A 17,512-nucleotide genomic window follows, 5' to 3' on the forward strand; every position below is an offset into this window, starting at 1 on the left:
GACTAGCGGTGGAGGGCACGAGCAGGGACCCCCAGCAATCAAATTGCTCCATGTAGGTGAACGTGGAGCGACCAACCGTGCGCCGTTCGCGAGAATTCGCCCTTGATCAGGCACTTCCGGACGGCACGTCCGGGTGTTTTAATCCCCACCTCCGCGCCTCACCACAGGCTGCAGGAGCCGTCTCGCCCGGACGGGCCAGCCGGACACCGGGTCGATCGGCCCGGCCGCCGACGGGCCGATAGGCCCACCCTGCCACCTGGCCGGACGGCCAGGACCCGCCAGGGCCAACGGCCGGGGTCGTACGGGGCGAGCCGCCTGGCGCCACTTCCCCGCTGTGCCCGCCGCCCGAGCCCGCTACCTGCGACAACGCCCACGGGCGGGAACAGGCGGGAAAAGCGGTGGGAAAACCGTTGCCCGCGCCGCCCGTCACGCACTCATACCCGGACCATTAATGGCGCGCGGCGGGCGACATGTGGTATACGCCGGCATCGAGCATCAACCCGGCATCGGATGACCGGCGGGCGAACTGCCGGAACATCAGGGGGCATCAGGGGGCATCAGGCCGCCCGATGCTTTCCGGGCGACGGGCGGCGCAGCCGGCGGCGGCGGTACCGCTCGAGCGCGGCGGGTAGCCCCTGCTGGACGAAGGTGTCGACCTCGTCCGGTTGGGCGTTGTCGAGGAAGCCCTCCAGGCCCTTGCCCGTGTCGGCGGCGTTCAACGGGCGTTCCACCCGTTCCATCGCCAGCAGCAGGCCGAGAAGCAGCAGAGGAAAGAAGATCGCGGCAATGACAAACATGACTCCCCTATGGTGGCCGACGGGCGATCGGCGGGCGCACTGGGGGTAGGTGTGTCGCGCATCCGATTGCCGGCGCCCGAGCCGACCACACGGCATGCCCTCCGGTGCCAACCGAGCCGGATCGACCGGCGGATACGCTGCGAGACATGCCCGCCGACCTCGATACCGCGACCGAGACACCGCTCGCGAAGACCCGGCGGGCCCGGCGGATCGTGCGTCTGCTGGGCGAGATCCACCCTGATGCCCGCATCGCGTTGCACTTCGACAACGCTCTTGAGCTGCTGGTCGCAACGGTGCTGTCCGCCCAGTGCACCGACAAGAAAGTCAACGAGGTCACACCGACGGTCTTCGCCAGGTATCGGACAGCGACGGACTACGCGGCCGCCGACCGGGCCGAGCTCGAGGCCCTGCTGCGGCCGACCGGGTTCTTCCGCGCCAAGGCGAACTCGCTGATCGGCATCGGCGCGGCGCTCACCGAGCGATTCGGTGGCCAGGTCCCCAGCAGGCTCGACGAGCTGACCACCCTGCCCGGCGTGGGCCGCAAGACGGCGAACGTCGTCCTGGGTCACGCGTTCGACACCCCGGGCATCACCGTGGACACCCATGTAGGGCGGCTGTCGCGCCGCTTCGGGCTGACCACCCAGACCGATCCGGTCCGGGTCGAGAGCGACCTCGCCGCGCTCATCGAGCGCCGGGACTGGACCATCACCTCCGATCGCATGATCTTCCATGGACGCCGCTTCTGCCATTCCCGGCGGCCTGCGTGCGGCGCCTGCGCCCTGGCTCGGCTGTGCCCGTCGTTCGGGCTCGGTCCCACGGAGCAGGGCGAGGCCGCCAAGCTCGTGCGGGGAACACTCGCCGACGTCGAAACCTTGCGGTGAAGGAGATGTCCACGCATTCCTCCGCTTCCCCCGACTCACCGTCCCCCGTTCCCCCGGACGCGACGGCCCCGCCGGGTGACGCTCCGAACCTCAGGATCGCCAGCCCCAACGAGGTCACCCGCCCGACGGAGATCACCCGCCCACCCGCGGTGCCACGCCCATCGGGCCCCGCCGATGCGGCCGCGGTCGCGGTCGGCGGCGCGTCCCCGCCGCCGTGGCTGCGCACGCTCGCCAGCCAGCTTGGGGACACCCTGGTGACCGGCCATACCCGCCCCGGCCCGCGTGCCGTCGATGCCCGGCGGGCGGCCGTGCTGATCCTGTTCGGCGCGGGCCCGGACGGGCCGGACGTCCTGCTACTCGAACGGGCGGCCGAGCTGCGCAGCCACGCGAGCCAGCCCGCGTTCCCCGGCGGCGCGGCCGACGCCACCGACATCGATCGGGTCGACACCGCACTGCGGGAGGCCGCGGAGGAGGTCGGCCTCGACCCTGCCGGCGTCGAGGTGCTCGCCGTCGCCCCGCCGCTGCACCTCCAGGCCAGCCACTACCTCGTGACCCCGGTGCTCGCCTGGTGGCATACCCCGTGCGCGGTCGCTCCCGTCGACCTCGCCGAGACGTCGTTCGTCTCCCGGGTGCCACTGACCGAACTCGCCGACCCGGCCAACCGGGTCATACTGCGCTACGCCCAGAGTGACCTGCTCAGCCCGGCGTTCCAGGTGCACGGCATGCTGGTCTGGGGCTTCACCGCCGGCATCCTCGACATCCTGCTGCGGCTGGGTGGATGGGAGCGCCCATGGAACCACTCGGCGGTGGTCGACCACCCGCCCACGCGGGCGGTTCCCGCGACGTCCCCGCCGCCCCCGCGGTGACGCTCGCCGAGCACGCCCTGACACCGAGAGGTACCGCCATGACCTGCACCGCGGACCGCGACCAGGCGGCCCGCCCAGCGGAGAAGAGCTCGCCCCACCGGCGAGCGTCCCGTGCGGCCGCGCTGCTCGGACTCGTCCTCGCCGTGCTGCTGAGCGTGGCGGGCTGCGGCGGCGACAGCCCGTCGACCGGCCCCACGCTGAGCGCCACCCGGGGTGCGGACGGCGTCCAGGTGTTCGCCGTCACCGGCCTGCCGAGCATGAAGTTCTCCGCCACGCAGCTGGTGGCGAAGGCCGGGAAGATCCGCGTCGACTTCTCCGTCGCGCAGGGCTCGCCGCCGCACAACTTCGTCGTCCCGCGCATCCCGGCCGCCCACACCAGCATCGTCTCCGCCGGTGAGTCGCAGAGCGTCACTTTCACGGTGACACAGCCGGGCGACTACCCGGTGGTCTGTACCCTGCATCCCAACATGACGGCCACACTGAAGATCATCTGAGTCCGAGCTGACTCCGCCGTGCCCAATGTGCTCGACGTCATCCTGCTGCTGCTCGTCGTCCTGTTCGCGGTCTCCGGCTACCGACAGGGCTTTCTGGTGGGCGCCCTGTCGTTCATCGGTTTCCTGGGCGGCGGCGTGCTCGGCGCAAAGATCGCAAAACCGTTCACCGGGCTGATCGGTCAGGAAGGTCACGGCGCGCTGGTCGGCCTGCTTGTCGTGCTTGGGCTCGCTCTGGCCGGCCAGGTCGCCGGCACGGCGGTCGGCGTCGCGCTGCGTGACCGGATGACCTGGCGGCCGGGGCGGGCCGTCGATGCCGCCGCCGGGGCGGTGCTCTCCGGGGTGTCGGTGCTGCTCATCGCCTGGCTGCTCGCGAACGTCGCCGACCGCTCCCCCTTCGAGTCACTCGCCCGATCGGTCCACGACTCCCGCGTGCTCGCGACGGTGGACGCCGGTATGCCGGACGGCGTCCGCGAGACCTTCGCCGACCTGCGCCAGCTCGCCGACGACAAGGCATTCCCCGAGGTCTTTGCCCGCCTTGGGGACGAGCGGATCATCGCAGCCGGGCCGCCGGACCCGGCCACCGCCCAGACCGCCGGGGTGCAGGCCGCGGCGGCGAGCATCGTGAAGATCCGCGGCGTCGCTCAGGCCTGCGACCAGCGGGTCGAGGGATCCGGCTTCGTCATCGCCCCCCAGCGAGTCATGACCAATGCGCACGTCGTCGCCGGGGTCCGCCATCCCACGGTCGTACTGTCCACCGGCACCGTGGCGGCCCAGGTCGTGGTGTTCGACCCGGACAAGGACATCGCCGTGCTGCGGGTGCCGGACCTGCAGCGCCCGCCGCTGCGGATACGGACCAGCCCGCCGGCCGCGGCCGAGGAGCCGGCGGTCATCGCCGGGTATCCCCAGGACGGGCCCTACACCACCGTGGCCGCCCGCGTCCGCAACCATCAGCGGGCCCCGCGCGGCGAACATCTACGAGCACGGCACCGTGGTGCGCGACATCTACGCGGTTCGCGGCCAGGTGCTGCCCGGGAACTCGGGCGGGCCGCTGCTCGCCCCGGACGGGACCGTGCTCGGCGTGGTGTTCGCCGCGGCCATCGGCGACGACGACACCGGATACGTGCTCAGCGCCGCCGAGGTCGCGCAGCCCGCCGCGGTCGGCAGCGTCGCCGTGACGCCGGTCAGCACGCAGGGATGCGACTGACCGCCGTCCCAGGTAGCCGCCGACCGACGGGAGCCGACGGGAAAACCCGGTCCCGCGCGGGGCCACGTCGACGCCTCAGGAGCCGAGCCAGGCGAGCAGCTCGGCGTTGACGAGGTCCGGAGCCTCCTCGTGGGGAAAGTGCCCGACCTCGCCGAGCAGCTTCCACGTATAGGGACCGCTGACGTAGCGACCGGACCCCTGGGCGGTGGACGGCAGGAAGCAGCGATCCGCCGCGCCGTGGATCTGCAACGTGTCAACGTGCAGCAACCGCCGCAGCTCGCCGGCGAACCGCGCCCCGTCCGGCCGGAACATCGACCGGAACATCCACCGGTGGTATTCCAGGGAGCTGTGCGCCACACCGGGGATGCGCATCGCCGAGCGGTAACGCCGCTCCGCCTCGGCGTCGGGATACCCGGGACCTCCCCACCCGCGTAAGAGGGCAGCGACCCGACCGGCGTCCCTGGCGACCAGAGCCCGTTCGGGTCGCCAGGGCAGCTGAAAGCCCGCCATGTAACGGCTCGCGGCGCCCTGGCCCCGTGGGTCCACCACGATCTGGTGCCGCAGCCGCAGCGGGTGTGGCATCGCCAGGACCGCGAGGCGACGGATGACCATCGGATGGCGGGTCGCCGTCGTCCAGCCGAGCAGCCCGCCCCAGTCGTGGCCGACGATGACCGCATCCTGCTCGCCGAGCGCCCGGATGAGGCCGGCGATGTCGTCGGACAGGGTGAACGCGTCATAACCCCGCGGCGGTTTGTCGCTCGCCCCGTATCCGCGCAGGTCCGCGGCGACGGCGCGGTAGCCCGCGGCGGACAGCGCGATGAGCTGGTGGCGCCAGGCCCACCAGAACTGCGGGAAGCCGTGCAGCAGCAGGACCAGCGGACCGCGGCCGAGCTCCGCGATGTGCAGCCGGGTGCCGTTGGCGGACACGTCCCGATGCCGCCATAGCCCGTCAATCAGGACGCTGGCGGGCTCGGAAACGGTGTCCTCCATCGCCTGCCAGAATGGCAGACCGCAATCCGTCGCGGACCGGCGGTGGGCCGGCGGTCCGCGACGGGCGGTCAGGGCTGGGTGTGCTGCGGGGTCAGCACCGCTCCACCAGGCCCCGACGGGGCAGTACCCCCCACGCCGATCGGCACGGCCGTGCTCGCCCCGGATGCGGTGCCCGCCGGCGACGCGGTGCCCGCCGATGACGCCGGTGCTGCCGATGACGCCGGTGCCGCAGTTGGATTGCGCAGCCAGGAGATGTCGTCCCGGACGGTCTGGATAGTCCGTTCAGGCGGGGAAAGTCGGCGGAACCTGCGGATCGCGAACAACGCCAGCAGACCTGCGACCACCAGGTACGCCGCCGCGGTGAGCAGGTACGACCAGAACCGTTCGACGCCGGCCCAGGTGATCAGCTCACCGAGGAAGATCGTGACCGCGATCAAGGCGCAGAGCCCAAGCCCGGCCGCCACCGCGAGGAAGGCCACCCCGAGCGCGGCCGAGACGGCCTGCCGGGCCAGCTCGGCCTTGGCGAGGTTGATCTCTTGACGGACGAGCAGCGAGACATCGCGGGTGGCCAGCGCCACCAGCTCGCCCAGCGAGGGCTCCCGGCCGTTGCGGGCCTTTCCGGCAGTAGTCGACACTTTCGTCCTCCTCTGGCTCGCGACCTGACCGGTGTGGTCGGGACGCGAGGCCCATCGCCCCGCCCAGGTGATCCGCGCCGACGGCGGACCGGGAGACCCGACCGGAGATGCCCGGCGCGGACCCCTCGCCCGTCACACCGCCGACGCACCTCCCGGCGGACCCTACGCGGCCCGCCGCTCCCTGTCCTGATGCGCAGTCTCCCCCGGACGGACGTCTCCGGAGAGAGAACGACGCGGCTGCGCCCGTGTGACGCCTTCGACGGCCGGCTTCGTAGCGACTTCGGATGGCGCGGACGGGTAGCCTGCCAACCGTGAATCCCCGCCCGTCCGGATCAGTCCTCGCCGCCGACCCGCTCGCCCGAGTCGCTGCCCTGCCTGGGGTGCGCGAGGCTGCGGACAGGGCCCGCGCGGCAGTCGACACACTGCTGCGGCACCGCGTCCTGCGCCGGCAGAGCGCCGAGGTGACCGCGGAGGCGTCTCTTCGGGTGGCTCGCGCCTCGGCCGCTTTGGAGGGGCACGAGATCAGCCTGGACGGGCTACGCGGCTACCTCTCGGGCGCTGGCACTGACGCGCCGCTCACCCCGGCGGGCGGGAACCCGGCCGCGCAGTCGGCCCCGCCGGCCGGCGGTGAGGTTCCGGCCGGCCTGCTCTCTACCAGCCTGCCCTCCCTCGCCACGCCTGCCCTCGACCAGCCCTCCCCCGTCGTGCTGGGAACAGTCCGGCTCTGTGCCGAGCTCGGGATGCTCGCGCCGGCCTGGGAGCGGGCGCCCCGCCAGGCCCTCGCGCGAATGCACGTCCTGTTGGGACGCGGATACCTGCCCGACGATGAGCTCGGCCGGCCGCGTGCCGACGCGGGCACCCGCGAGCTGCTCGACCCGCTGCGGCTCGGCCCGCCGCCTCATTCGGTCGAGACCTCGGTGCGACTGGATGGCCTGACCGGGCTACTCGTCGCCCCGACCACGGCGCCGGCCGTCGTGGTGGCCGCAGTGGTACACGGGGAGCTGCTGGCGCTACGGCCCTTCGGCGCGCTGGACGGCGTCATCGCCCGAGCTGCCGCCCGGCTGGTCCTCATCAGCCGCGGTCTGGACCCCAAGGCGCTGACCGCCACCGATGTCGGACATCTGGAAATCGACCAGGTCGATGGCTCCGGAACGCCGGTCCTCGGATACCGCGACGCCGCCGCGGCCTACGTGAACGGTGGGGCGCAGGGGGTCACGGCCTGGGTGCTGCACTGCGCGAGGGCCCTCGAACTGGCCGCCCGGGAGTCGCTGGCCGTCTGCGAGGCGCTCGGCCGCGCCGCCGCCTGATCAATCCCGCGGTTTCGCCGCGCCCCCGCGCAGGGGATGCGTCCCACGAGCGAGGGCAGGCCCAGAACCCGCGTAACGCGCGGTTTGAGCCCGTCCGCTCTCGGGGTAAGCCCTGACATGTCGGATCCAGTAGCCGCAGTGCCATCCGACCCGGTCCAAGACGGGCAACCTCCATGTGGGCCATGTCCCGAGGCGGCCCGCGCACTCCCCCCTTGCGTGGGCCGCCCCCTCTCTGTCGTCGGCGCGAGTTCCCCGGCCGCGGGCCAAAGCCTCCATGACAGCCCAGCGAGGCCCTGTGGAGAGCGCTCATCCACAGAGCCCGCTTCGGCGCATGGTGGGCCACGTCCTCCCCAGACCGACCGGGAATCGAGCCCGCCATGCCTCCCGCCATGCCTCTGCTCACCTCCGCGGACGGCCGCGGAGCGCGGCCACTCCTCGTGACCAGCGCCCCGGACCTGCTCGACGATCTTCTGCGCCTGGCCGCAGCCGCCGACGTCACCACAACCGTCGCCACCGAACTGGGCGCGCTACGCCGCGCCTGGGCGGTGGCGCCGCTGGTCGTCGTCGGCATGGACCGCGCCGAGGCATGCATCGCCGCAGGCCTACCGCTGCGCCCGCACGTGGTCCTGGTCGGCGGCCACGTCGAGGACGGCCGAGTGTGGTCCGCGGGCCCCCGCATTGGCGCCGATCACGCGATCTTCCTGCCGGAGGCGGAGCCCTGGCTGATCGACGTCTTCAGCGATCTCGACAGCCTCAGGCGCGGATCGGTGACGATCGGGGTGGTCGCCGGCCGGCGCGGCAGCGGCGCGTCGACGCTGGCCGTCTCGCTGGCGCTGTCGGGCCTGCGCCACGGCCTGCGCACAATGCTGATCGACGCCAACCCACGGGGCGGCGGGGTGGCGCCCGGATTCGCGCGGCTCCTGCCGGCCGTGGGTGATCCCCCGCCGGGCGGCTCCGACCCGCGGCCGACGAAACCCTTCCCGCCGCCGGACGGAGCGCCCCCGGGCCAGCTGCGCGGAAACGTATCCACCTTCCGACCGGAGCTGCTGACACGGGGCGGCGACCTGACGGTGGTGTCCTGGGATCTTGGCCTCGGGCCCGACGTCCCGGTTGGGCCGATGGCCACGCTGCTCTCGACCGCCCGGTCCACGTCGGACCTGGTGGTCATCGACCTGCCCCGGCAGCAGGACCCGGCCGCTACCCTCGCACTCGACTCCTGCCGGACGGCGCTGGTGGTGCTGCGGGCAGATCTGGCGTCCGTGATGGCTGCCGAGCGTGTCTGCACGGTAGTCGGGCGACGCTGCCCGGACGTGCAGGCGGTTGTGCGGCGACGCCCGTCGGCCGGGATCGCCCCCGCGGCGATCAGCGAGATGCTCGGAGTGCCGCTGGCCGGGGTCATCGCCGACGCCCGCCAGCCGGCGGCCACGGCCGGCACCGGCGCGCCGCGGGATGCCGCCGCTCGGCGACCGGCTGCTGGCCCGGCTGGGGCTCCTGCCGTGGCCGAACAGCCAAGAGGCACCGGAAGGCCCGAGCACGGAGCCCCGGACATGGGCGTGAAGGGCCGCCGCGGCGGCGCGCCGCCGCCGACCGGGCAGCGGCCGGTGGCAGCCTGGGATACGCGCCCGAGCCGGGATGCGGCGGGCCTGCGCGGGTCGGCGTCGGCGACCACCGAGTCCCTCAGCACCGAAACGCCCAGCACCGGCCCCCTCGGCGCAGGGCCGCTTGATCCCTTCCTCGCCGATCCGCACGTCACCGACGTGCTGGTGAACGCCCCCGACGAGGTCTGGGTGGAGCGGCAGGGCCGGCTGACGAGGACGGGGGTCACCTTCGCCGACGAGGATGCGGTGCGCCGCCTCGCCGTCCGACTCGCGGCGGCCGCCGGCCGCCGGCTGGACTCCGCCGTGCCCTTCGCCGACGTCCTGCTGGGCGACGGCACCCGGATGCACGCCGTCCTCGCGCCCACCACCGTGCGCGGCACCTGCCTGTCCCTGCGGCGCCCCCGGCGCCGGCCGTTCACCTTCGACGAACTCGTGCTTGCCGGCACGCTGAGCCCCGCGGTGGCCGCGGTGCTCCACGCGCTGCTGCACGCACGGCTCGCGGTCGTCGTGACGGGTGGCACCGGCACGGGCAAGAGCACACTGCTCGCCGCCCTGCTGGGCGCGGTGCGTCCGGGCGAGCGAATCGTTCTCGTCGAGGACACCGCCGAGCTCGCGGTGAGCCGGCCCGGCCTGGTCCGGTTGGAGGCCCGGCCGCCCAACATCGAGGGCGCCGGCGAAGTGACCCAGCGCGAGCTGGTTCGGCAGGCGATGCGGATGCGACCGGACCGCCTCGTCGTCGGCAAGGTCCGCGGACCCGAGGTGCTCGATCTGCTCGTAGCCCTCAACACCGGGCACGAGGGAGGTCTGAGCACCGTGCACGCGAACGACACAGGTGCCCTACCCACCCGGCTGGAGGCGTTGACCTCCCTCGCCGGGCTGTCCCGGGCGGCGGTGCACAGCCACGTCGCCGCGGCCCTGCACGCGGCCGTCCACCTGCACCGGGATGCGGACGGCCAGCGCAAGGTCCGGGCGGTCGGCGTGTTCCGCCGGGCGCCCGACGGGCTGGTGCAGGTCGTCCCCGCGTTGATCGCACCCCCGGCCGCCTTCCGGCGGGCAGACCCGCGGCGCGGCGACGGCCCCGTGGCCGCGGAGGGGCTGCCGCTGCTGCGAAGCCTGCTCGACGTCCGCGGGGTGCGCCTGCCAGCATTCGTCGGCGCTGCCGCGCCACCAGGGCAGCGATCTTGATCGCCCCGATGAGGGTAGCGGGCTCGGCCACCCGCGCCCGCCGTCGCGGCCCGAACGGGACCGCGCGGACAAACCGGACCGCTGCGGTCGCGGTGGCGCCCACCGCCATGCTGGGTATTGCCGTGCTGGGCACTGCCGCAGTACTCACGGTGAGCGCCGGACCCATCGCCGCGGTGACTGTAAGCGTGGCGCTCGGCTGTCTCGCACGCGCCGTTCGGCGGGAGCGGGCGCTGCGGCGGCAGGCCATGGTGCGCGCGTGCGCGGAGGACTTTCTCGCAGCCTTCGCCGCGGAACTCGACGCAGGGGGTCCCCACGGGCACGCCCTGCGCGCCGCCGCAGGCGGCATCGACGAGCTCGGTACCGCCCCGGGCCGTGCCCCTGGCTGGATCCCGCTCGACCAGCTGGCGGCGACGCTCGCAGGAACGGACGACCCCGGGGTCACCCTGTGCCGAAACGAGGCCAACGCCGTGCGCCAGCTCGGCATCGCTTACCAGGTCTGCACAATGATCGGCGCCCGGCTCGCGCCCGTCGCCACGATGCTGGCCTCACTGGCCCGGGCCGACGCCGTGCGGGCCGGGGAACTGGCGGCGGCACTGGCCGGCCCTCGGTCCTCCGGCCGGCTGGTGGCCGCGCTCCCGCTGGCCGGGATCGCGCTGGGACCGCTGGCCGGCGGCCACCCGCTGCACACGCTGCTTGCCACCCCCGCCGGCAACGCCTGCCTGGCGGTCGGGGGCGTGGCTGACCTGGTGGGACTGCGCTGGCTGCGGTCCTTCGCGGACCGGGTCGAGCGGCGAGCGGGCCCGGTGGCCATGGATGCCGCCCGGACCGGCGGACCGGCCGGCACTGGCACCGGCACCGGGCGCGAGCACCTGATCGCCGATCTACCGTTGGCCCTCGACCTGATCGCGGCGTGCTGGGCAGGGAGCTGCACCGGGCCGCCGACACGATGGCGACGGGGGCCGACGCTCACACCGCCTGCCAGCGGCTGGTCGCTGCCACCGTCACGCGCGGCCGCGCTGCGCGGCTGACGCGATTGCTGCGCAGCAATTCGCGCGCGTCGCCGGGATCGCGCTGGACCGCGATGATGCGGGCGGCTGTCTCAGCCTTCGACCGGGCTCAGACGTCCGGTGCGAAACCGGCCGCCGCCCTCGTCCGGCTCGCCCAGCGGGCCCGCGACGAGGCCCACGCGGAAAGCATCGCTGCGGCCCGCCGAGCCGGCGTGCTGGCCGTCGCTCCGCTCGGCCTCTGCTTCCTGCCGGCCTTCCTGCTGATCGGCGTCGTCCCGGTCGTACTCGGGTCCCTACCAAATCTGCTGCCGGCGTAGCCATCCACTGCCGGCGTGACCCGCACGCACCACCCGATCCAGCTCTGCCCCGCTCCCGGAGGTATCCCTGATGTTCCCGTCCAGGATGTTCCCCTCGTCCAGGATGTTCCCGTCGTCCAGCCGCCTGTCCCGCAGCCCGTTCATCTGGGCCGTCTTCCGCCGCGCCCTCGCCGGCCGCCGCGGCACGGGCGGCCGTGACCTGGGGATGTCCACCGCCGAATACGCGGTCGGCACGCTCGCCGCGGTCGCGTTCGCCGGTGTCCTCTACGCGGTCGTGTCGAGTTCCGCGACTCGCTCGCTGGTCTCGTCGGTCGTGCAGCGCGCGCTGACCGCCTCGTTCTGAGCGGCCGCGATGCGCTGGTCCAGCACAGTGCCGCGGGGGCATGCGCACCCCACACCCCGCCCGCCGGCAGTCTCCCGGCCCCGGCGGGACGCAACCCGCAGGGCAGACGGCGGTCAGGCGACCGCGGAACTCGCGGCCGGCCTGCCCTCGCTGTTCGTCGTCTTCTTCCTCGCAGCCTGGATGCTCTCAGCGGTCGGTGCCCAGGCCCGGTGCGCCGACGCAGCGCGGATCGGCGCCCGGCTCGCGGCCAGGGGGGAGGCGCCGGCGACGGTCTCCGCCGCGGTGACCCGGGCGGCGCCCCGCGGCGCAGCCCTGCAGCTGCACCACCAGGCGGGCCTGGTCGACGTCGAGGTTTCGGCGCCGGTAGGGGCCGCCGGCCTCGGCCGGCTGGTGCCGGCACTCGTCGTGACGGCGCACGCCATCACTCCCGTGGAGCCGGCCGCCTGCGCTACACCGGACTGCTCACCGCCGTGACCGCTGATGGCCACTACCCTCCGACCGCCTCGACCCCCTGCGCGGCGGCCGGGGAGGGGCGGGACGCCGGATCGGCGACGGTGTGGCTGCTCGCCGTCCTGTTCGCGCTGCTGTCGCTGGCCGGACTCGCCTTCACCGTGACGGTGATCGGCGCGTCGCGGCAACAGGCTGCGGCGGCCGCCGATCTCGCGGCTCTCGCTGCCGCCGCCCTACCCGCGGTCGACGAGCAGTCCGTGTGCGCGCGAGCCGGAGAGATCACTGCCGCCAACGGCGCCCGCCTGCTGGGCTGTCGAGTTGCCGCCGACGCGGTGGAGATCGCCGTCAGCGTGCGCCTACCGGCGGTGGTCGGCGTGCTGGCCGACCTGACCGTCCACGCCCGGGCCGGCCCATGGGGCGGCGCGGCGGGCGCCTACCGGCCGGCGTCCCAGGAAGGGGGCCGGTCAGGAGCGGGCCCCCGCCCCGTCCTGAGCGGCCTGGTCGGCCTGGTCGGCCTGGTCGTGGTCGCGGGTCTCCCGTCGGCCCAGGTCCGCCACGCGGGCCACGATCCGGTCGCCGCGTCGCGGATGCGTGTTCGTCCGCAGCGGCGCGCTGGAACCGGCGGGCGGCGGCTCGGTGGCCGGGTTGTCCGAGGCCGGCGGGGTGGGGACGCGCACGGCGGACCGCACCGGCGTGGTCTGCCGGACCTCGCCGGACAAGGTGGGCGAGGTGGGCGAGGTGTCGGCACCATGGGGCGAGACGGCCTCGGCGTCCGGCCGGGTCGCGAGGACCGGGCGGGCCTCAGAGACCGGGCGGGCCTCGGCGGCCGGCCGCTTCGCGAGAGTGGGGCGCTTGGCGAGGGTGGGGCGGGACCGGGTGGGTGCACCGGTGGTCCGCTCGCCGGACCGCCTGCCGACCTCGGCAGCGGGAGCCGGGGGCGTCACCGCGGGAGCGAGCGGCGCAACACCAACCGGCGCCGGCGCGGAAGGCGCCGGCGCCGTGCGGATCGCCGCCAGCTCACGTGCCCGCTGCCGCTCGAGCCGCCGACGGTGGCAGTCCCGCGCCAGGCCCTGCAGGGTCAGCTGCACTCCCACGACCACCAGCACCCCGGCGGCGAGACCTAGCACGAAAAGGCCCCAGATGTCGAAGGAGAGGGATTGCCCCATGATCATCACGTCTGTCTGGCCGCTGTTCTCCAGCACCAGATCGGCGGTAAAAACTCCCGCGACCAGCAACAACACGACACCGACGGTTACCACCGGTACCTCCAGAACCATGGACATGGGCGAAACCGGCCATGAAGACCCGCTGGGCTCGGCTTACCCGCCTTTGGTCACGGCGGAACCGCACAGGCGCGGTGTGATCCGCGGTTCAGCCGACCGTGCCGCTCACCGCGGTGAGCAGGCGCCAGGCCGCGGCCTTGTCGAGCGGCTCGTTTCCATTGCCGCACTTTGGCGACTGCACGCAGGAGGGGCAGCCGGCCGGGCATTCACACGCGCCGATGGCGTCTCGGGTGGCGGCCAGCCAGTCTCCGATACGCAGAAATCCCCGTTCGGCGAATCCCGCGCCGCCGGCGTGGCCGTCGTAGACGAAGACGCTGGTCCGGCCCGTGTCCGGGTGCAGGGCAGTCGACACGCCACCGATATCCCAACGGTCGCAGGTGGCGAACAGCGGAAGCAGGCCGATGGCTGCGTGCTCGGCGGCGTGCACCGCGCCGGGCACATCCGCGGCCTCGACGGCGGCGCCGGCGAGCAGATCGTCGGTGACGGTGTACCAGACGGCGCGCGTCCGCAGCTGCCTCGGCGGCAGGTCCAGCGGCTCCTGGCCGAGCACCTCCCCGGTCGCGACGAGCCGACGCTGGTAGCCGACGACCTGGTTGGTGACCTCGACCACCCCAAGGTGCACCTCCACGTCGGGCAGGATTCGCGATCGCGACGACTCGACGATCCGGATGTCGGTGTGCTCGCGCGCGACCGTCGTCCACTCCGGGGACTCCTCGCGGACGAACGCCACCGACTCGGGCAGATCCAGGTCGTCCACGACGAAGCTCGAGCCCTGATGGAGGTAGACGGCGCCGGGATGCACCGCGGAGTGCGCGGCCGCCGCGTCGACGGTGCCCAGCAGGCGTCCGGTGGCCGTCTCGACGATGCGGACCGGGGGGCCGCCGGCCCCCCGGATATCCACCTCCGGCCGAGTCCGCTGGGTCCAGAACCAGCTCGTGGGCCGGCGGCGCAGCCGCCCGCGGCGGACCAGGTCGTCGACAACGCGCGGCGCCGCCGGGCCGAACAGGCCCAGGTCCGCCTCGGTGAGGGGCAGCTCGGCGGCGGCGCACTCCAGCTGCGGGCCGAGCACGTAGGGGTTGTCCGGGTCGAACACGCAGGCTTCCACCGATCGACCGAACACCGCCTCCGGATGGTGGACGAGGTACGTGTCAAGCGGATCGTCCCGGGCGACCAGTACCGCGAGCGACCGCTGCCCGTCCCGGCCGGCCCTGCCGGCCTGCTGCCACAGCGAGGCGAGGGTGCCCGGAAAGCCGGCGGTGATCGTGGCATCCAGGCCGCTGATGTCCACCCCGAGCTCCAGCGCCGACGTCGCCGCGACACCGAGCAGGTCCCCCGCGCGCAGCCGGCGTTCCAACTCGCGGCGCTCCTCCGGCAGGTAGCCGGCCCGATAGGCCGCCACTCGGTCCGCGAGGTCCGAATCCACGTGGCCCAGCTCTCGGCGGGCGGTGATCGCCACAACCTCCGCGGACCGGCGGGACCGGACGAACACCAGGGTGCGCACGCCGTCGGCGACGAGATCGGCGAGCAGGTCGGCCGACTCGGCGGTGACCGACCGCCGGACCGGCGCGCCGTTCTCACCGGCGCCGCGCGGCTCGCCCGGGGCACCCTGCGCCTCTCCCTCGGCCGGCCGCCGCCACAGCAGCGGGGGTTCGTAGAGCACGAAGTCCATCGGGCCCCGGGGCGCGCCGTCGTCATCGATCACCTCGACGTCGACGCCGGTGAGCCGCCCGGCCGACAACTGCGGGTCGGCGGCGGTGGCGGACGCCAGCAGGAACACCGGCTCCGACCCGTAACGTGCGCAGACCCGCCGCAGCCGCCGGATCACCGCGGCGACATGCGCGCCGAACACGCCGCGGTAGCCATGGCATTCGTCGATCACGACGAACCGCAGCCCGCGCAGGAACTGTGCCCACCGCCAGTGCTGGGGCAGGATCCCGCGATGGATCATGTCGGGATTGGTCAGGACGAGGCCGGCATGGGCCCGGACCCAGTCCCGCTCGGCCGCCGGCGTGTCACCGTCGTAGGTTGCGGCCCGCACCCCGGTAAGCCGAAGCGACCGCACCGCCCGCAGCTGATCATGCGCGAGGGCCTTCGTCGGCGACAGGTAGAGCGCGCGGGCGCCGGGCTGCGTGAGCAGCCGGGACAGCACGGGCATCAGGTATCCCAGCGACTTCCCGGAGGCCGTGCCGGTCGCCAGCACGACGCTGCGGCCGGCGTGGGCCGCCTCGGCAGCCGCCGCCTGGTGCGTCCACGGCTCGTCGATCCCGGCGGCGACCCACCGCCCACGCAGCACCGGGTCGACCCACTCCGGCCAGGGCGCCCGCCGCCCCGGCCGGGCCGCAACCGGCTCGACATGCGTCATGCACTGTGCCCGCCGCGCGTCGCGGCGCAGCCCGGCGAGGACCGTGTCCGCGCCGCCGATGTCCGCCGGCGAGCCCACGACCGTCGAGGATATGCGCCCCGGCGCCGTCAGCGGCAGGACGATGAGCGATCCACAGGCCACCACCCGATGGACCACCCGTCACGCAACCGCGAATCGGCGCTGCTGACCAGCCCCGCCCAGACAAGATCAGGGATAGATTCCAGCAGACGTCATCGACTACGCCGCCGCAATACCGGTTACCGCGATCTGTGTCGCGGGCCGCCGGGTTGATCCCCCTCATGGGAGGGTAATGGCGCCGTGATGTCGGTCGCCCGAAGTGCGGGACGGCCTGAGGCACCCAAGGAGGATCCGTGGACCTGTCCCTCACGACTCGCCAGGAAGGCAACCACACGGTCGTCGTGGTGGGCGGCGAGATCGACGTGTACACCGCACCGAAGCTGCGCGAGCAGCTCATTGAGCTTGTCTCCGGAGGGTCCTACCACCTGGTCGTCGACATGGAGGGCGTCGAGTTCCTCGACTCGACCGGCCTCGGTGTCCTGGTCGGCGGCCTCAAGCGCGTGCGCGCGCACGAGGGCTCCCTGCGACTGGTCTGCACCCAGGAACGCATCCTCAAGATCTTCCGGATCACCGGTCTCACTAAGGTCTTCCCGATCCATTCCTCCATCGAGGAAGCGCTCGCCGCCAGCGAGTGAGTGAGCCGGACATCACGCCTTCGGAAAGGCAGGCACCGCCGTATGCCCACCGTTGAGCTGCGGTTCGCCGCCTTGAACGGACACGTCCGCACCGCGCGGATGATCGCCACGGCGGTCAGCCGGCGGGCCGGGATTCCCGCCGGAGCCGCCGACGAGATCAAGCTGGCGGTCACGGAGGCATGCGCCCGCGCGGTGCGCGTCAACCGCCGACATGCACCGGACTCGCCGGTGCATGTCGCACTCGTCGATACGCCCGACACCTTCACGATCACCGTTGCCGACTGCGGGCGCCCCGGTGACGAGGTCGCACCGGGTCCCGACGGCGGCCTCGTCACCGCCTCCACGCTGCTGGACCTCGAACCCGAGGCCGCCGACCCACCCTGGTGGTCCGATACGTCCGACGACGACTCCGCCGAGGACAGCGCGGGCTTCCCACCGGGCCTCGGACTCGCCCTCATCGAGGGCCTCGTCGACGAGGTCGAGATCAGCCGCGGGCCCGACGGGGTGGGCACCGTCGTGGCGATGACCTGGCACACCGGCGTCGAGGCCGCGCCCTACAAGACGGCCCGTTGACCTCCTCTCCGCCCTGAAGCTGATGGGCGGGGATTCCCCCGTGTGCTGTGCCGTGGTGGACGTGGGCTTCGGGTGGGTTCCCGCTTCGCGTTGACGTCCCGGTTGTGGACCCCGACGACCTGCGTCCGTCCGGCGTCGCACACCGACCGCGCCAGCCGCGTCCGGCCCAGGCCGGCGCCGACGTCGCCTGACGCTCGCGCGGAGCTCTGGCTCCCTGCGACGCCCAATGCCTCCGCGCCCACGAGTCGCATTTTTCCGATAAAAGCTTTTCGCCCGTTATCGGATAAATAGTCATCAACGCGAAGCTTCATATTATGCATCCAATCGCAGCCGACCCGGCGGGCGATCGCAGAAAAAGCAGCACACATCACAGTGGTGTGGATAGACTCCGCCGCATCTCGCGGACGGTTGATCCAACCGCCCGAAGACCCCCTTGTACTCCCCGTGAAACCTGCCGGAAGCGTCGAAATCAGGATGAATCCGGCCGATCTCACTCCGAGTGTCGCC

General features: G+C 73.2%; 16 protein-coding genes and 2 pseudogenes. 13 read left to right on the forward strand and 5 right to left on the reverse strand.

The window, feature by feature from the left end:
- Nucleotides 1-557: 557 nt before the first annotated feature.
- On the reverse strand, nt 558-797 hold the full coding sequence (locus G6R25_RS00230) for a hypothetical protein (protein ID WP_163551185.1): 240 nt from the start codon (nt 795-797) through the stop codon (nt 558-560).
- 146 nt (nt 798-943) lie between these two features.
- Between G6R25_RS00230 and nth the strand changes: the two genes are divergently transcribed.
- The 4 genes and pseudogenes from nth (at nt 944) to G6R25_RS00250 (ending at nt 4,242) form a co-directional block, all read left to right on the forward strand.
- Complete coding sequence (gene nth / locus G6R25_RS00235; RefSeq protein ID WP_163551186.1) at nt 944-1,678, forward strand: endonuclease III; 735 nt, start codon at nt 944-946, stop codon at nt 1,676-1,678.
- 5 nt (nt 1,679-1,683) lie between these two features.
- Nucleotides 1,684-2,544, forward strand: coding sequence for an NUDIX hydrolase (locus G6R25_RS00240; RefSeq protein ID WP_235947010.1), 861 nt, complete (start codon nt 1,684-1,686; stop codon nt 2,542-2,544).
- A gap of 38 nt (nt 2,545-2,582) precedes the next feature.
- Nucleotides 2,583-3,038, forward strand: coding sequence for a cupredoxin domain-containing protein (locus tag G6R25_RS00245; protein WP_163551187.1), 456 nt, complete (start codon nt 2,583-2,585; stop codon nt 3,036-3,038).
- 18 nt (nt 3,039-3,056) lie between these two features.
- Nucleotides 3,057-4,242: pseudogene (locus G6R25_RS00250) on the forward strand (MarP family serine protease).
- A gap of 75 nt (nt 4,243-4,317) precedes the next feature.
- On the opposite strand, the gene G6R25_RS00255 reads toward G6R25_RS00250, so the two are convergent.
- Nucleotides 4,318-5,232, reverse strand: a complete 915-nt coding sequence (locus G6R25_RS00255) for an alpha/beta fold hydrolase (RefSeq protein WP_163551188.1) — start codon at nt 5,230-5,232, stop codon at nt 4,318-4,320.
- A 68-nt stretch (nt 5,233-5,300) separates the two neighbouring features.
- Nucleotides 5,301-5,867 (reverse strand): phage holin family protein, encoded by a 567-nt coding sequence (locus tag G6R25_RS00260; protein ID WP_136448120.1) that lies wholly within the window; start codon nt 5,865-5,867, stop codon nt 5,301-5,303.
- A 284-nt stretch (nt 5,868-6,151) separates the two neighbouring features.
- On the opposite strand from G6R25_RS00260, the gene G6R25_RS00265 reads away from it, so the two are divergent.
- The 7 genes and pseudogenes from G6R25_RS00265 to G6R25_RS25855 all read left to right on the forward strand — a co-directional run.
- Nucleotides 6,152-7,174 (forward strand): hypothetical protein, encoded by a 1,023-nt coding sequence (locus G6R25_RS00265; protein ID WP_163551189.1) that lies wholly within the window; start codon nt 6,152-6,154, stop codon nt 7,172-7,174.
- Between the two features lie 377 nt (nt 7,175-7,551).
- Complete coding sequence (locus tag G6R25_RS29360; RefSeq protein WP_163551190.1) at nt 7,552-9,957, forward strand: TadA family conjugal transfer-associated ATPase; 2,406 nt, start codon at nt 7,552-7,554, stop codon at nt 9,955-9,957.
- Between the two features lie 92 nt (nt 9,958-10,049).
- Nucleotides 10,050-10,985 carry a type II secretion system F family protein gene (locus G6R25_RS00275; RefSeq protein ID WP_235947022.1) on the forward strand — a complete coding sequence of 312 codons (936 nt, stop codon included), beginning with the start codon at nt 10,050-10,052 and terminating at the stop codon, nt 10,983-10,985.
- A 56-nt stretch (nt 10,986-11,041) separates the two neighbouring features.
- Nucleotides 11,042-11,281 (forward strand): hypothetical protein, encoded by a 240-nt coding sequence (locus tag G6R25_RS28555; RefSeq protein WP_268904067.1) that lies wholly within the window; start codon nt 11,042-11,044, stop codon nt 11,279-11,281.
- Between the two features lie 70 nt (nt 11,282-11,351).
- Nucleotides 11,352-11,624 carry a DUF4244 domain-containing protein gene (locus tag G6R25_RS00280; protein WP_235947014.1) on the forward strand — a complete coding sequence of 91 codons (273 nt, stop codon included), beginning with the start codon at nt 11,352-11,354 and terminating at the stop codon, nt 11,622-11,624.
- Nucleotides 11,625-11,633: 9 nt separating this feature from the next.
- Nucleotides 11,634-12,098 (forward strand): TadE family protein, encoded by a 465-nt coding sequence (locus G6R25_RS00285; RefSeq protein WP_163551191.1) that lies wholly within the window; start codon nt 11,634-11,636, stop codon nt 12,096-12,098.
- 80 nt (nt 12,099-12,178) lie between these two features.
- Nucleotides 12,179-12,427, forward strand: a pseudogene (locus tag G6R25_RS25855) (Rv3654c family TadE-like protein); the annotation flags it as partial.
- Nucleotides 12,428-12,538: 111 nt separating this feature from the next.
- Here the strand turns inward: G6R25_RS25855 and G6R25_RS28560 are convergent.
- Together G6R25_RS28560 and G6R25_RS00300 are read right to left on the reverse strand one after the other, a co-directional pair.
- Nucleotides 12,539-13,357, reverse strand: a complete 819-nt coding sequence (locus tag G6R25_RS28560; RefSeq protein WP_163551192.1) for a hypothetical protein — start codon at nt 13,355-13,357, stop codon at nt 12,539-12,541.
- Nucleotides 13,358-13,445: 88 nt separating this feature from the next.
- On the reverse strand, nt 13,446-15,797 hold the full coding sequence (locus G6R25_RS00300) for a DEAD/DEAH box helicase (protein WP_473246866.1): 2,352 nt from the start codon (nt 15,795-15,797) through the stop codon (nt 13,446-13,448).
- Between the two features lie 293 nt (nt 15,798-16,090).
- Between G6R25_RS00300 and G6R25_RS00305 the strand changes: the two genes are divergently transcribed.
- Together G6R25_RS00305 and G6R25_RS00310 are read left to right on the forward strand one after the other, a co-directional pair.
- On the forward strand, nt 16,091-16,432 hold the full coding sequence (locus G6R25_RS00305; protein WP_163551194.1) for an STAS domain-containing protein: 342 nt from the start codon (nt 16,091-16,093) through the stop codon (nt 16,430-16,432).
- Nucleotides 16,433-16,474: 42 nt separating this feature from the next.
- Nucleotides 16,475-17,005 (forward strand): ATP-binding protein, encoded by a 531-nt coding sequence (locus tag G6R25_RS00310; protein ID WP_163551195.1) that lies wholly within the window; start codon nt 16,475-16,477, stop codon nt 17,003-17,005.
- The last annotated feature ends 507 nt before the right edge of the window (nt 17,006-17,512 follow it).

Origin of the sequence: Candidatus Frankia alpina, assembly GCF_902806485.1 — a bacterium.
Taxonomy (GTDB): Bacteria; Actinomycetota; Actinomycetes; order Frankiales; family Frankiaceae; genus Frankia; species Frankia alpina.

Bases quoted from the DNA above. Each gene is read 5' to 3' on its own strand.
- nth (WP_163551186.1), top strand. From the start codon at position 944: ATGCCCGCCGACCTCGATACCGCGACCGAGACACCGCTCGCGAAGACC.
- G6R25_RS00310 (WP_163551195.1), top strand. From the start codon at position 16,475: ATGCCCACCGTTGAGCTGCGGTTCGCCGCCTTGAACGGACACGTCCGC.
- G6R25_RS00255 (WP_163551188.1), bottom strand. From the start codon at position 5,232: ATGGAGGACACCGTTTCCGAGCCCGCCAGCGTCCTGATTGACGGGCTA.
- G6R25_RS29360 (WP_163551190.1), top strand. From the start codon at position 7,552: ATGCCTCCCGCCATGCCTCTGCTCACCTCCGCGGACGGCCGCGGAGCG.
- G6R25_RS00265 (WP_163551189.1), top strand. From the start codon at position 6,152: ATGGCGCGGACGGGTAGCCTGCCAACCGTGAATCCCCGCCCGTCCGGA.
- G6R25_RS00245 (WP_163551187.1), top strand. From the start codon at position 2,583: ATGACCTGCACCGCGGACCGCGACCAGGCGGCCCGCCCAGCGGAGAAG.
- G6R25_RS00285 (WP_163551191.1), top strand. From the start codon at position 11,634: ATGCGCTGGTCCAGCACAGTGCCGCGGGGGCATGCGCACCCCACACCC.
- G6R25_RS28555 (WP_268904067.1), top strand. From the start codon at position 11,042: ATGCGGGCGGCTGTCTCAGCCTTCGACCGGGCTCAGACGTCCGGTGCG.
- G6R25_RS00240 (WP_235947010.1), top strand. From the start codon at position 1,684: ATGTCCACGCATTCCTCCGCTTCCCCCGACTCACCGTCCCCCGTTCCC.
- G6R25_RS00280 (WP_235947014.1), top strand. From the start codon at position 11,352: ATGTTCCCGTCCAGGATGTTCCCCTCGTCCAGGATGTTCCCGTCGTCC.
- G6R25_RS28560 (WP_163551192.1), bottom strand. From the start codon at position 13,357: ATGTCCATGGTTCTGGAGGTACCGGTGGTAACCGTCGGTGTCGTGTTG.
- G6R25_RS00230 (WP_163551185.1), bottom strand. From the start codon at position 797: ATGTTTGTCATTGCCGCGATCTTCTTTCCTCTGCTGCTTCTCGGCCTG.